This window comes from Caulobacter sp. GW821-FHT11A05 (assembly GCF_058809015.1).
This window is the reverse complement of record NZ_JBXASF010000002.1, coordinates 47,914-60,415: the sequence shown is the minus strand read 5'-3', so window position 1 is coordinate 60,415 and position 12,502 is coordinate 47,914. Positions and strand designations below refer to the sequence as shown.

13 protein-coding genes are annotated in these 12,502 nt (G+C 68.4%); 5 read left to right on the top strand and 8 right to left on the bottom strand.

Going from position 1 to position 12,502, the window contains the following annotated elements; all coding sequences use genetic code 11:
• Positions 1-22: 22 nt before the first annotated feature.
• Positions 23-1,846: a feruloyl-CoA synthase gene (locus AC1RSK_RS03280; RefSeq protein WP_492905501.1), complete on the bottom strand. Its 1,824-nt coding sequence runs from the start codon at positions 1,844-1,846 to the stop codon at positions 23-25.
• A 296-nt stretch (positions 1,847-2,142) separates the two neighbouring features.
• On the opposite strand from AC1RSK_RS03280, the gene AC1RSK_RS03275 reads away from it, so the two are divergent.
• Both AC1RSK_RS03275 and AC1RSK_RS03270 read left to right on the top strand, forming a co-directional pair.
• Positions 2,143-2,601 (top strand): MaoC family dehydratase, encoded by a 459-nt coding sequence (locus AC1RSK_RS03275; protein WP_492905499.1) that lies wholly within the window; start codon positions 2,143-2,145, stop codon positions 2,599-2,601.
• Positions 2,602-2,629: 28 nt separating this feature from the next.
• Positions 2,630-3,610 (top strand): NAD(P)H-dependent flavin oxidoreductase, encoded by a 981-nt coding sequence (locus AC1RSK_RS03270; protein WP_492905497.1) that lies wholly within the window; start codon positions 2,630-2,632, stop codon positions 3,608-3,610.
• An 83-nt stretch (positions 3,611-3,693) separates the two neighbouring features.
• Here AC1RSK_RS03270 and AC1RSK_RS03265 read toward each other — a convergent pair whose 3' ends face one another.
• From AC1RSK_RS03265 to AC1RSK_RS03235, 7 genes are all read right to left on the bottom strand, one after another.
• Positions 3,694-3,990, bottom strand: a complete 297-nt coding sequence (locus AC1RSK_RS03265) for a putative quinol monooxygenase (RefSeq protein ID WP_492905495.1) — start codon at positions 3,988-3,990, stop codon at positions 3,694-3,696.
• Positions 3,991-4,057: 67 nt separating this feature from the next.
• Positions 4,058-4,852 (bottom strand): enoyl-CoA hydratase/isomerase family protein, encoded by a 795-nt coding sequence (locus AC1RSK_RS03260; protein ID WP_492905493.1) that lies wholly within the window; start codon positions 4,850-4,852, stop codon positions 4,058-4,060.
• 43 nt (positions 4,853-4,895) lie between these two features.
• The gene (locus AC1RSK_RS03255; RefSeq protein WP_492905491.1) at positions 4,896-5,663 is read right to left on the bottom strand and encodes an SDR family oxidoreductase; all 768 of its coding nucleotides are present in this window, start codon (positions 5,661-5,663) and stop codon (positions 4,896-4,898) included.
• A 46-nt stretch (positions 5,664-5,709) separates the two neighbouring features.
• The gene (locus tag AC1RSK_RS03250; protein WP_492905490.1) at positions 5,710-7,545 is read right to left on the bottom strand and encodes an acyl-CoA dehydrogenase C-terminal domain-containing protein; all 1,836 of its coding nucleotides are present in this window, start codon (positions 7,543-7,545) and stop codon (positions 5,710-5,712) included.
• Between the two features lie 24 nt (positions 7,546-7,569).
• The gene (locus AC1RSK_RS03245) at positions 7,570-8,361 is read right to left on the bottom strand and encodes a crotonase/enoyl-CoA hydratase family protein (RefSeq protein WP_492905488.1); all 792 of its coding nucleotides are present in this window, start codon (positions 8,359-8,361) and stop codon (positions 7,570-7,572) included.
• 76 nt (positions 8,362-8,437) lie between these two features.
• Positions 8,438-9,628, bottom strand: a complete 1,191-nt coding sequence (locus AC1RSK_RS03240; protein ID WP_492905486.1) for an epoxide hydrolase family protein — start codon at positions 9,626-9,628, stop codon at positions 8,438-8,440.
• Complete coding sequence (locus AC1RSK_RS03235) at positions 9,625-10,434, bottom strand: SDR family NAD(P)-dependent oxidoreductase (protein ID WP_492905484.1); 810 nt, start codon at positions 10,432-10,434, stop codon at positions 9,625-9,627. Before AC1RSK_RS03235 ends, AC1RSK_RS03240 begins: the two co-directional genes overlap by 4 nt.
• A gap of 261 nt (positions 10,435-10,695) precedes the next feature.
• Here AC1RSK_RS03235 and AC1RSK_RS03230 point away from each other — a divergent pair, with 261 nt between their 5' ends.
• The 3 genes from AC1RSK_RS03230 to AC1RSK_RS03220 are packed head-to-tail and all read left to right on the top strand — an operon-like array spanning position 10,696 to position 12,475.
• Entirely contained in the window at positions 10,696-11,199 is a 504-nt protein-coding gene (locus tag AC1RSK_RS03230; protein ID WP_492905483.1) for a winged helix-turn-helix transcriptional regulator, read from the top strand.
• The gene (locus AC1RSK_RS03225; RefSeq protein ID WP_492905482.1) at positions 11,196-11,780 is read left to right on the top strand and encodes a 2-hydroxychromene-2-carboxylate isomerase; all 585 of its coding nucleotides are present in this window, start codon (positions 11,196-11,198) and stop codon (positions 11,778-11,780) included. Before AC1RSK_RS03230 ends, AC1RSK_RS03225 begins: the two co-directional genes overlap by 4 nt.
• Positions 11,780-12,475: an SDR family NAD(P)-dependent oxidoreductase gene (locus AC1RSK_RS03220; protein WP_492905480.1), complete on the top strand. Its 696-nt coding sequence runs from the start codon at positions 11,780-11,782 to the stop codon at positions 12,473-12,475. The genes AC1RSK_RS03225 and AC1RSK_RS03220 overlap by 1 nt, the downstream gene beginning before the upstream one ends.
• The last annotated feature ends 27 nt before the right edge of the window (positions 12,476-12,502 follow it).

The window sequence follows — 12,502 nt, the reverse complement described above, 5'->3', positions numbered from 1 at the left end:
CGACCTCCGCGGCCGCGATCGTCTACAGGACGACGACCCGTCCGGACGGCTGGGACGAATACACGTCCGTGACAAGGTCGGCCTGGCTGGCGAGGACCGCGCGCTGGTTCACGGAGCCCTTGTCCGTCAGTTCTCCGGTCGCCAGCGAGGGCGCCTGCCGAAGGACGGCGAAAGCCGCGATGCGGCGCGTGGCGCCGGGGTTGTCGGCATTGTAGGCCCGCAGCTCTTCGGCGATGCGCGCTTCAAGCGCCGCCTCCAGGTCCCTCCCCTCCAGGCCGCCGCGCGCCAGGTCGGCGCGCGCCGCGGGAAACGTCCAGACAAGGAGGCGCACATCGGCCCGATCATGTCCGGCGACGACCGCTTCCGAGATCGTCGGCGCGGCGGCCAGCACCGTGGACCGCAGCTCGCCCGTGAGGACCCAGGACCCATTGGACAGCTTGAAGTTCTCGCTCAGCCGGCCGGCGAACCGCAGGCCCTGGCGAGGGTCCGACGGGTCCATGAACTTGACCGCGTCCCCGACCTTGTAGAAGCCCTCTTCGTCGAAGGCGGCCTCGCTGAGGTCAGGCCGGCCAAGGTAGCCGACCATGACGTTGGGACCGCGGGCGCGGACCTCGTATCGGTCCCCTGCCGGCACCAGCTTCAACTCGACGCCGGGGTGAGGCAGCCCGATCTCCCCCTGGCCTTCGCAGGGCCAGTGCGTGCTGCAGAGTCCTGGCGCGGTCTCGGTCGCGCCGTAGCCCGAGGTGATGGCCACGGCCCGCCCCCTCGCCGCCATGGACAGCGCCTGCAGCCGTTCCCAGGTGTCTCGCGGCAGGGCCGCGCCCGCGTAGAGCAGCCTCTCGACGCGCCGGAAAAAGCTGGCCCGCAGGTCCGTGTCGCGCTCCATCGCCTCGACCAGCATCTGAAAGCCGGCCGGGACATTCTGTACGAAGGTGGTCGACACCTCCTTCAGGTTCCGGATGGTCTTGCCGATGAGCTCGGCCGTCGGGCGGCCATCATCGATATAGAGGGTCCCACCGGCCCGCAGCGTGCCGTGCAGGGTGTTGTTGCCGCCCATGGTGTGGTGCCAGGGCATCCAGTCGACCATCACCGGCGGCTCGTCGGCCGGCGCAAGCAGGCTGGCGCTATGGATGGCGCTGCACAGCATCCGCTGGGTCTGGGGCACCCCCTTCGGCGTCCCGGTGGATCCGGAGGTGAACAGGATCTTGGCCACGTCGTCGTAGCTCGCCGTCGCGAAGGCGGCGTCAATGGCCGGGCCAGGCTCAACCGCTTCGAGCGCTGCGAAGCTGGTGGCGGTGGGATCCGCCTCGACGGTCACCCATTCGGCGTTCGCCAGGCCCGGAACCGTCCGCAGCCGATGCAGGGCCTTGGCGTCCTGGGCGAAGACCATGCCCGGCTGGAGACTATCGATGATTTCCGACAGCCGCCCGACGCCGTCAGGCAACAGGCTATAGGCCGGCGAGATCGGCGCGACAGGCACGCGCGCGATCATTCCGGCGAAGGTGATCAGGGCATGCTCGATGGAATTGCCGCTCAACACCGCGATGGGCCGATCCTGGCCCATTCCCCGGTCCACCAGGGCCTGTCCGATCCGTCGGACGCGGCGCCAGGCCTCCAGGTAGGACAGCCGCCGCCAATCGCCGTCAACGCCGCGCTCGGCCAGGAAGGTTCGGCTGGGCGCCTCCTGGGCCCAGCGATGCAGATAGTCGCAAAGATGCCGCTCGCTGCCGCTCAGCACGATCGGCGACCTGAGGATCAGGCAGCCGTCGGCGCGATAGCTGATCTCCACCGCCTGCGGCGCGAACGCCGTCTCGGCCGCCGTGTCTGTGTCCAGGGTCTGGCTCATGACTGCTCACCTCATCGCTCGCCACCCCCCGCATCCAGGCGGGAGTCAGCAGAGACCTGATTGGTCGGATCCCGCGGCCATGAGTGAGTACTTTTTTCACACTCGTCAACATGGCGCGTCACGCGATTGACTTTCAGGATGTTGCTCGACATGTTGTTTTGTGGATGTCATTCATCCTCCTGAACCTCTGCCATGGCCACGGCCGGACGCAGGCCTCGGCAAGACAACAGAAAGGCCGGCGGCGCCGCGCGGAGACACCCCGCGGACTCCGCCAAGGCCGCCAAAGGGACGCCCGAATGTCTGAAATCACCCTCGACGCCTACAAGGCGATGATCGGCCAGGAGGTCGGCGTCTCGCGATGGTTCGACATCGGTCAGGACCGCATCGACAAGTTCGCCGACGTCACCGAGGACCACCAGTTCATCCATGTGGATCCCGAGCGCGCCAAGGCCACGCCGTTTGGCGGAACCGTCGCCCACGGCTTCCTGACCCTGTCCCTGCTGGCGCCGATGATGTTCGACGCCCAGCCGCGCCTCGCCGGGACGGTGATGGCGGTGAACTACGGTTTCGACCGGGTCCGCCTCATGGCCCCGGTCCGGGCGGGAAGCCGGGTCCGTGGCCGCTTCGTGCTGACGGAGGTGGTCGATCGCGGGCCCGGCGAGGTCCTGATCAAGAGCCAGGTGACCGTCGAGATCGAGGGCGGCGACAAGCCGGCCCTCGTCGCCGAGTCGCTCGGCCTGACCCGCTTCGCCTGACCCTTTCCCATCGCGCCCGGAGGCTCGAATGAAGACCCGCATCACTGAACTCCTCGGCATCGAACGGCCGATCATCCAAGGCGGCATGCACTATGTCGGCTTCGCTGAGCTGGCGGCCGCGGTGGCCAACGCCGGCGGACTTGGCCTGATCACCGCCCTCACCCAGCCCTCGCCGCAGCATCTGGCCGACGAGATCCGCAAATGCCGCGGGCTGACCAGCAAGCCGTTCGGCGTGAACCTGACCTTCCTGCCCTCGGTCACGCCGCCGGACTATCCCGGCTACATCCAGGCGATCATCGACGGCGGCATCAAGATCGTCGAGACCGCCGGCAACAACCCGCAGAAGTGGATGCCGGTCCTCAAGGAGGCCGGGATCAAGGTGATCCACAAATGCACCTCGGTGCGCCACGCGCTGAAGGCCGAGGCGATCGGCGTCGACGCGCTCAGCATCGACGGCTTCGAATGTGGCGGCCACCCGGGCGAGGACGACGTGCCCAACTTCATCCTGCTGCCGCGGGCCGCGGAGGAGCTGAAAATCCCGTTCGTCGCGTCCGGCGGCATGGCCGATGGCCGCAGCCTCGTGGCGGCGCTGGCGCTGGGCGCCGAGGGCATGAACATGGGCACCCGTTTCATCGCCACGAAGGAGGCGCCCGTCCACGCGCACGTAAAGGAAGCGATCCTGGCCGCCAACGAACTGGACACCCGTCTGGTCATGCGCCCCCTGCGCAACACCGAGCGGGTGCTCACCAACGCCGGCGTCGAACGCCTGCTCGACAAGGAGCGCACCCTGGGCGCCGCCATCAAGTTCGAGGACATCGCCCCCGAGGTCGCCGGTGTCTATCCGCGGGTGATGCTGAACGGCGACATGGATGCCGGCGCCTGGAGCTGCGGCATGGTCGCCGGCCTGATCAACGACATTCCGACGGTCAAGGAGCTCCTGGACCGCATCATGGCGGAAGCGGAGGCGCTGATCCGCGAACGCCTCGGGAGGACGATGGAAGCCGCCTAGCGGCCGGCGGCGTCAGCGGCCAGTGAACCGGCGCGCGCTTTTCGAGGAAGGCGCGCCGGGCCTCCTGGCCGACGTCGGCCGGTCTAGGCGATCCGCCGCAGTCGCGTCACCGCCAGCGGTTCGGCCAGCCACGCCTCGAACTGCTTCGACAAGGCGCTCGTGTGCGGCTGGGCGAAGTGGCTCTTGAGCGCGGCTTCGTCGTCCCAAACCTCATAGAGGCAGAGATCGCCCTCCTGGTCGAGATCGCTGTGGACGATGTACTCACGACATCCCGGTTCCGCGCGGGAGTCCGCGACGATGGCGGCGAGCGCGGCCTGCGCCGCCTCCCGGTGCTCAGGCTTAGGGCGCATCCGGACAAAGAGCACGATGGGGGTGGTCATGGGAGTACTCCTTCCGAAGGCGGGCGGCGGCCGGCGGAAAACCGGACGCGTCGGCGGGGGATGGGGCTCATCGGCCCGAGAACTGGGGGGCGCGCTTTTCGAGGAAGGCGCGACGCGCCTCCTGCCCGTCCTGGCTCGCGAAGGCCCGGTGGATGTTGGCCACCTCGAAGCGGAGCTGGTGCTCCATGTCGATGGAGTCGGTCGCCGCGACGATGCCGCGCTTGAGGAGGCGAAGGGTGATCGGCGACCAGGCGCAGAGCTCGTCGCAATAGGCCTGCAGCCGGTCAGCGAACGCGGCGTCGTCCACGGCTTCTCCCGCCAGGCCCCAGGCGACGGCTTCGTCACCCACCAGCATGCGGTTCTCCATCATGAACCGCATCGCGCGCTCGTAGCCGATCGCCTGCGGCAGGGTTATGGTCAGCCCGGCGTCGGGCGAGCCGCCGATGCGGGTATAGCCCGCCATGAGCCGGGCGCTGCGGCTGACCAGGCGGACATCCGCCGCCATCGCAAGCCCTAGCCCCGCCCCCACCGCGACGCCGTTGACGCCGGCGACCACCGGCTTGTCGCAGCGCTTGCGGATGGACAGCAGGAAATGACCGACCCAGCCGATGTCGTCGAGCTGGGCCGTCTGTGGCGTGAAGGGCGAATCCGGCGCGTCGTCGGACAGGTCGAGCCCGGCGCAGAAGGCGTCGCCCGAGCCGGTGATGGTCACCACCCAGACGTTGTCGTCCTTGGCCGCCTCGTCCACGGCGCCGATCACCGACCAGGCCAGGGCCTGGCTGAGGGCGTTCTTCTTTTCCGGCCGGTTCAAGGTGATCGTACGGACGTGGCCGCGGTCACGGATCTGCAGAATTTCGCCCATGGACTGTTCCCTGTCGCTCCGGCGTGGCCGGTTGGTGACGCCTTCAGATCGCGGTCACGCCGCCATCAATGGCGAGTGTCTGGCCGGTGATGTGCTTGCCGGCGTCGGACGCAAACAGAAGCGCGGCGCCCTTGAGGTCCTCGCCGTCGCCGACCCGCCGCAGCGGCGCGGCGTTGGCGAAATGGTCGACGCCCTTTTCCTTGAAGACGCCCGCCGTCATCTTCGAGGGGAACATGCCCGGGGCCAGGGCATTGACGGTGATTCCATGCGGGCCCCAGTCCGCCGCCAGGCCACGGGTGAAGTTCACCACCGCGCCCTTGGAGGTGTGGTAGGCGATCACCCCGGCGCCACCGCGCAGGCCGGCGATCGAGGCCAGGTTCAGGATGCGGCCATAGCGGTTGGGGATCATCGAGCGCTTGGCGATCTGCTGCGACAGGATGAAGAGCGAGCGGACATTGAGGTTCATCACCTTGTCCCAGGCCTCGATCGGGTGATCCTCGGCCGGCGCGCCCCAGGTGGCGCCGGCGTTGTTGACCAGGATGTCGACCCGGCCGAGCTTGGCAATGGCCTCGTCGGCCAGCCGCAGGATGTCTTCGTCCTTGTTGTTGTCGGCGACGATGTAGTCGACGGTGACGCCACGGGCTTCCAGATGCGCCTTCGCCGTTTCCAGGTCGGCGGCCTTGCGCGAGGAAATCACCAGCCGGGCGCCGGCGTCGCCGAGCGCCTCGGCGATCTGCAGGCCCAGGCCCCGCGAGCCGCCGGTGATGAGAGCGGTCTTGCCCGAGAGGTCGAAGAGGTTCGGCGCGGTCATGCTGCTTGTCCTGAAGGGTTTGCTGAAACGAATGGGCGAGGCTGGGTCAGAAGGCTTCGGCCGCCAGGGCCATGAGCCCGTCGGCGCCGGACTGGGACCGGCGCAGCAGAGTCTCCACGGCCGGCATCTCGCGCTCGAACCAGTAGCGGGCGAGCACCAGCTTGCGCCGCAGGAAGGTCGGATCACCTTCGCCGGCCTCAAGCTGCCGCTCGGCGACGACAGCCATGCGGAGCCACATGGCGCCCAGCAGGACGACGCCAAACAGGTTGAGCACGTCATAGGAGGCCGCGCCGAGAGTCTCGCCCCGCTCCGGCCCGGTCCGGCGCAGCCACGCAATCGCGTCCTCGATCGCCTCGCCGCCGCGCCGCAGGCTCACGGCATAGTCGGCGAGATCGGCGGAGACGCCGCCCGCCGTGTCGGCGATGAGCTCGACCTCCTGAAGGAACGCCATGACAGGGCGTCCTCCGGCCATCGGCAGCTTGCGCGCCACAAGGTCGAAGGCCTGGATGCCGTTGGAGCCCTCGTAGAGCTGGAAGATGCGGGCGTCGCGGACGAACTGTTCGACGCCGTTCTCGCGGATGTAGCCGTGACCGCCGTAGACCTGGACGGCGGCGTTGGCCGCCTCGAACCCCCGGTCGCTGAAATAGGCCTTGATCACCGGCGTCAGCAGCTGGCCAAGGCCCGCGGCCCGTTCCCGTTGCGCCGGCTCGGCGCCCGCCTGCTCCTCATGCAGCAGTTCGGCGACCCACAGCGCCGCCGCCCTGGCTCCCTCCACGAAGGACCGCTGCTGCAGGAGCATGCGGCGCACGTCGGGATGGACGATGATCGGATCGGCCGCCCCCTCGCCCCGGCCGCCGTCCGACACCGCGCGGCCGGACCGCCGTTCCTGGGCGTATAGCGCGCTGTTCTGGTAGGCGACCTCCGCCGCCGCGATGGCGCCGACGCCCGTGCCCAGCCGGGCGTGGTTCATCATGTGGAACATGCCGCTCATGGCGGCGGACTTGGAACCCGGCGCGGCGTCGGTCTTGGTCGTCCCCAGCCGGTAGCCCACCGCGTCGTCGAAGTTCAGGACGCAGGTGGCGCTGCCCTTCAGGCCCATCTTCTTCTCGATGCCCCCGACGTTGACGCCGTTGCGCACGCCCAGCGCGCCGGTCTCGGGCTCGACCCTGACCTTGGGGACCATGAACAGGTTGACCGTGGCGAGGTCGTCGCAGTAGCGGCCGTTCTCGTCGGGCAGCTTGGCCAGGACCAGGTGGATGATGTTCTCGGTCAGGTCGTGGTCGCCGCCCGAGATGAAGATCTTGGTCCCGGTGATCCGGTACGACCCGTCGGCCTGGGCGACGGCCTTCGTCGACATCAGCCGCAGGTCCGTGCCGCAATGGGGCTCGGTCAGGCACATGGTGCCGCACCAGTCGCCGCTGACCATCCGCGGGACGACGTGCTGCAACATCCAGGGCGCGCCCGTCAGGGCCAGGCTCGAGCAGGCGCCGTTGGTGAGCCCCGGATAGTGGGCGAGGGAGGCGTTGGCCGACGAGGTCATCTCGTAGACCGCCTGCGAGATGACCCCGGGCAGGCCGGCGCCGCCATGGGCTTCCGGGGCGCCGAGGCGGTTCCAGCCCGCCTCGCAGTAGGCATGGTAGGCTTCCGCGAAGCCGGTGGGCGTGCGCACCACCCCGTTCTCCAGGCGGCAGCCCTCCTCGTCGCCCACCTGGTTCAGCGGTTGCCAGACGCCGGTCAGGAAGTCCCCCGCCCCTTCGAGGATCGGCCGCGTCAGGTCAGGTTCGAGGTCCGTGAAGCCGGCGATATCGTCCCGGGTCTGAACACGCAGGACCTCGTGCAGCAGGAACAGATAGTCGTCGATCGGCGGGGCGTAGGTCGGCATGGGTTATCCAATCAAGGGGGAGGGTCAGCGGCCCTGGAAGTTGGCGGCGCGGCGTTCCACGAAGGACTGGATGCCTTCCTTGGCGTCCTCGCTGTCGAGCACCCGCCCGCGGATTTCCGGGATGATGTCGATCGCCGCCCGCTCGCCGGCCTCGATGAACTTGAGCCCGGCTTCCTTGGTCACCTGGATGCCCAGCGGCGCGTTGCTCGCGATGATCCCGGCCAGTTCCATGGCCCGCTCGACCTGCTGACCGGCCGGCACGACCTCCTGGACGATGCCGACCCGGTAGGCTTCCTCGGCCGTGAACTCGTCGCAGAGGAGCAGGTGGTACATGGCGTTGCCCCACCCGGCGCGGGTGAGATAGCGGAAATGGGCGCCGCCCAGAGGCGCGATCCCCCGCTTGGATTCCATCTGGCACAGGCGCGCGTTGTCGGCCGCCACGACGATGTCGCCGGCCAGCATGATCTCGATGCCGATGGTGAAGCAGACGCCCTGGATCGCCGTGACGATGGGCTTGCGGCAGCGGTTCTCCAGGCCGAAGGGATCGATGTTCCCGGCCGGACGATCCATCTTCACCGCCGTGGGGCCGAAGAACTTGGGCATGTCGAGGCCGGCCGTGAAATGCTTGCCCTCGGCGCAGAGGACGCCGACCCAGAGGTCGTCGTCGCGGTCGAGGACCGTGAAGGCGGCCGACAGCTCCTCCATCATCTCGGGGCTGAAGGCGTTCATCTTGGCGGCGTTGTCGATGACGATCTTCAAGATGTGGCCGTGGCGTTCCTGACGGACACAGCCCACCTGCACTGCGGCTTCACTCATCGACGTCTCCTGGAGTTTGCATGAAATGGCCGATCGCTTGGCGGGGTGACGATTGAAGGCTGGGGGTCACCGCGGGTCACAACGCGCCCTCTCGGGACGCGCCGCGGAAAGGCCGGAAGCATGTCCGCAGCTCCTCGACGAAGATCTCCGGCTGTTCCCAGGCTGCGAAGTGGCCGCCACGCTCGACCTCATTCCAATGAACGAGGTTGGCGAAGGCCCGCTCGGCCCATACCCGCGGAGCGCGGAAGATTTCGCGGGGGAAGACTGTGCAGCCCACCGGCAGGTCGACCTTGGTGAAGGCGCCGAAATCCTTGCCCCAACTCTCCCAGTACATCCTCGCCGCCGAGCCGCCGGAGTTGGTCAGCCAGTACAGGCTGATCTCGTCCAGCAACTCGTCGAATGGCGCGATGTCGGCCCAGTCGCTCCGGTCGATATCGCCGCCGAGATCGGCGGGCGTCGTGAACTTGTCGTACATCCATGCCGCCTGCGCGACGGGCGAGTCCGCGAGGGCATAGGCAAGCGTCTGTGGCCGCGTCCGTTGCAACTCGGCGTAGGCCGACAGTTTGGCGGCGTAGTAGGACAGCTGCTTCAGCGCCGATCGCTCCGCTCGCGACGGCTCGCCCTCCACGGGGGGCGTAAAGAACGGCAGGAAGTTGAGGTGGATAGCCCGCAGTCCCGGCGGCTTCTGCTGACCCATCTGGCATGTGACGGCCGAGCCAAGGTCGCCGCCCTGGGCCACGTAGCCCGAGTCATAGCCAAGGCGCGCCATCAGGACCGCCCATGCCTGGGCGGTGCGCGTCAGATTCCAACCCGTCTCTGTCGGCTTGTCCGAGAATCCGAACCCCGGGAGCGCCGGCGCGACGACGTGAAAGGCGTCCGAGGCCTGACCGCCGTGCGCCTCCGGGTCGGTCAGAGGGCCCATCACCTTGGCGAATTCGAGAACCGAGCCGGGCCACCCATGCGTGAGGATAAGGGGCAGCGCCTCCGCATGGCGCGAACGCAGATGCAGAAAGTGAATTCCCAGCCCATCGATCACCGTGCGGTGCGGCCCAAACGCGTTGAGCTGCGCCTCGCAACGCCGCCAGTCGTATTCGCGGCCCCAATAGTCGACCAGGGCCTTCAGCCGATCGAGCGGGACGCCCTGCGATTGGTCGCCTGTGGCCTCGCGCCCCGGCCAGCGTGCGGTCGCGATCCGCCGGCGGAGATCTTCAAGCGCCTCGGCCGGGATGGCGATCGGGGCCGGCTCGATCGTCTCGGTGTCGCTCATGCGACCTCCGCCGCCTGGGCCGTCAGGCCATACCGGACCGGTGGGATCGCGTTCTGGCTGATGGCCTTGCTGAGCGTCCGCCGCGCATCGTCGAAGGCCGTCCAGGCCTGCAGATCATGCAGGGTCGGCCAGCACAGGAGTTCGCCCTGGTCCAGCGCCCGGAAGGCGATGTCGACCACGGTCTCGGGAGACATGAAGAGCTCGTCGGGGAGCGGCGGCGGCCGGTCGCCGAAGAACTCGGTCCGCACCGGGCCCGGCATGACGACCTGCACCTTCACCTTCGTCTTGGAGAACTCGCTCTGCAGGGAGCGCGAGAAATTGAGGACATAGGCCTTGGAGCCGCTGTAGGCGGCGGCGGTCGCGGACGGGATGACCGCGATCACCGATCCGAGGTTGATGATCAGCCCATCGTCGCGGGCCGCGAACCGGGGGGTGGCGGCCAGGCAGAGTCGGGTCAGCGCCAGGACGTTGATCCTGACCAAGGCTTCCACCGCATCGGCATCGGCCGACACGCTGGGCGCGCCGGCGCCGAGGCCGGCGTTGTTGACCAGCACCCCGATGTCGTCGCGCTCACGCACCAGCGCTTCGATGCGGGCGAGATCCTCGGGCTGGCCCAGGTCGGCGGGGTGAACCTCGACCTGTCGTCCGTACTCCTCGCGCAACCGTGCGGCCAGGACCTCCAGGCGATCACGGCGCCGCGCCACGAGGATCAGATCGTGGCCGCGCGCCGCCAGGCGATCGGCATAGACCGCGCCTATCCCCGAAGAAGCGCCTGTGACGAGAGCGCCGATGCGAATGTCGCTCATGCCTTGGCTCTCCCTGGGCCTTCCCGGTGATATTCTGCATGTTATATCTCATGCAGTTGCCTCACCATGATGGCCGTCATCCTGTTCGTCAAGCACCCTGATCGTCTTCCGTGAGTTCAAAAATGACACCGCCTCGTGCGGCCTGTTGTGGCGGTTCGCCGAGGCAATGGCCGCCGATGATTCTCGTCGGGTTCTTTTTTACCACTTGCTATCGCGAGACTGGCGAGTCACTTTCATTATGAGAGTTACCGGGGGCCGCCCATGAAGCTGAAGTCATTCGCCGGGATGCGCTGCTCCATCGCCGGGGCGCTGGAGATGGTCGGCGACAAATGGACGATCCTGCTGTTGCGCGACCTGGCGCTGGGCGTTCACCGCTATGACGACCTGCGAAACAGCAGCGGTATTCCGCACGCCACGCTGGCCGCACGCCTGAAGAACCTGGAGGCCCAGGGGCTGGCGGAACGCGTGCGCTATCAGGATCGACCGCCCCGCGACGAATACCGGCTGACCGACAAGGGCCGCGATTTCTGGAAGGTGACCACCGCGCTGCGCGAATGGGGTGACCGCTGGGACGTCTGTGGCCACGGCGCGCCAACCGTACAGGTCATGGATATCGACACCGACCATGAGCTGCGTCTGGCGCTGGTCGATCCCATGACCGGCCGCGCCGTCCCACCGGAGCGGGTCCGCTACCGGCCAGGGCCCGGCGCGGACGAAGCCCTCACCGACCTTCTCAACAAGTTCAACAAGGGAGAAAACGCATGAGCTCGACCGTAGAGTTCTTCTTCGATTTCCAGAGTCCATACAGCTACTTGGCGCACAGCCAGCTGGCGACGCTGGGCGCGCCGATCCGCCTTGTGCCGATCTCGGTGCTGCCGCTGATGAAGCTGGTCAACAACACGCCGACCACCATCACCTGCAGCGTGAAACGCACCTATGCCGGCAACGACCTGGGACGGTGGGCCGCGCGCTACGGCGTGCGGGTGATCCCCGCCGACCGGGAAGGCCTGGACGCCAACCTTTTGCTCCGCGTCGCCACGGCGGCGGAGGGGCCCGTTCGCGCCGCCGTGACGGACGCGATCTTCAACGCGATGTGGGGCGGCCAGGGCAAGCCGACGCCAGACGGCCTCGAGGCGGTGCTTTCCGCTCGCGGCCTGCCGGCCGCCGACCTGATCGCCGCCGCCGGACAGGAGAGCGTGGCCAAGGCGCTGGAAGCGGCCACCGAGGCGGCCGCCGCGCGCGGCGTGTTCGGCGCCCCCACCCTCTTCGTCGGGGACGAGATGTTCTTCGGCAATGACCGGCTCGATTTCGTGCGCGACGCCCTCGCGCCCAAGGAGGTGGCGTGATGCCCGCAACCAAACCCCTCGCCCTTGTCACCGGGGTCGGCCCCGGAACCGGCTCCGCCGTGGCCCGCCGCTTTGCACAGGGCGGCTACCGCGTCGCCATGCTGGCCCGCGACGCCGACCGGCTGGCCGCCCTGGAGGCGGAGATCCCGGACTCCATCGCCGTCCCCTGCGACGTCACCGACGCCGCCGCTCTTGAGCGGGCAGTCGCCCAGGTGGGCGCCCCCAAGGTCGTGGTCCACAATGCCGTGGGCGGCGCCTTCGGCAGCTTCCGCGACATCGATCCGTCGGTGCTGCAGCGCAACTTCGAGATCAACACCATGGCGCTGATGCACCTGGCGCGGCTGACGACGCCGGCCATGGTGGAGGCCGGCGAAGGGGCCATAATCGTCACGGGCAACACCTCGGCGCAGCGCGGCAAGGCCCACTTCGCGGCCTTCGCGCCGACCAAGGCCGCCCAGCGCATCCTGGCCGAGTCCCTGGCCCGGGACCTGGGTCCCAAGGGCGTGCATGTCGCCTACCTGATTATCGACGCCGTCATCGACGTGCCCTGGGCGCGGGAAATGATGAAGGACAAGCCCGACAACTTCTTCATCTCCCCGACCTCCATCGCCGCCGAGGTCTTCCACCTGGCCCACCAGCCACGGGACGCCTGGGCCTTCCTCGCCGAGGTGCGCCCCTTCCACGAGCCCTGGTAGGCGCCAGCGCCAGGCGGGTCAGCGCCC

Bases quoted from the DNA above. Each gene is read 5' to 3' on its own strand.
- AC1RSK_RS03225 (WP_492905482.1), top strand. From the start codon at position 11,196: ATGAGCTCGACCGTAGAGTTCTTCTTCGATTTCCAGAGTCCATACAGC.
- AC1RSK_RS03255 (WP_492905491.1), bottom strand. From the start codon at position 5,663: ATGACCGCGCCGAACCTCTTCGACCTCTCGGGCAAGACCGCTCTCATC.
- AC1RSK_RS03230 (WP_492905483.1), top strand. From the start codon at position 10,696: ATGAAGCTGAAGTCATTCGCCGGGATGCGCTGCTCCATCGCCGGGGCG.
- AC1RSK_RS03250 (WP_492905490.1), bottom strand. From the start codon at position 7,545: ATGCCGACCTACGCCCCGCCGATCGACGACTATCTGTTCCTGCTGCAC.
- AC1RSK_RS03280 (WP_492905501.1), bottom strand. From the start codon at position 1,846: ATGAGCCAGACCCTGGACACAGACACGGCGGCCGAGACGGCGTTCGCG.
- AC1RSK_RS03275 (WP_492905499.1), top strand. From the start codon at position 2,143: ATGTCTGAAATCACCCTCGACGCCTACAAGGCGATGATCGGCCAGGAG.
- AC1RSK_RS03265 (WP_492905495.1), bottom strand. From the start codon at position 3,990: ATGACCACCCCCATCGTGCTCTTTGTCCGGATGCGCCCTAAGCCTGAG.
- AC1RSK_RS03260 (WP_492905493.1), bottom strand. From the start codon at position 4,852: ATGGGCGAAATTCTGCAGATCCGTGACCGCGGCCACGTCCGTACGATC.
- AC1RSK_RS03240 (WP_492905486.1), bottom strand. From the start codon at position 9,628: ATGAGCGACACCGAGACGATCGAGCCGGCCCCGATCGCCATCCCGGCC.
- AC1RSK_RS03220 (WP_492905480.1), top strand. From the start codon at position 11,780: ATGCCCGCAACCAAACCCCTCGCCCTTGTCACCGGGGTCGGCCCCGGA.
- AC1RSK_RS03245 (WP_492905488.1), bottom strand. From the start codon at position 8,361: ATGAGTGAAGCCGCAGTGCAGGTGGGCTGTGTCCGTCAGGAACGCCAC.
- AC1RSK_RS03270 (WP_492905497.1), top strand. From the start codon at position 2,630: ATGAAGACCCGCATCACTGAACTCCTCGGCATCGAACGGCCGATCATC.
- AC1RSK_RS03235 (WP_492905484.1), bottom strand. From the start codon at position 10,434: ATGAGCGACATTCGCATCGGCGCTCTCGTCACAGGCGCTTCTTCGGGG.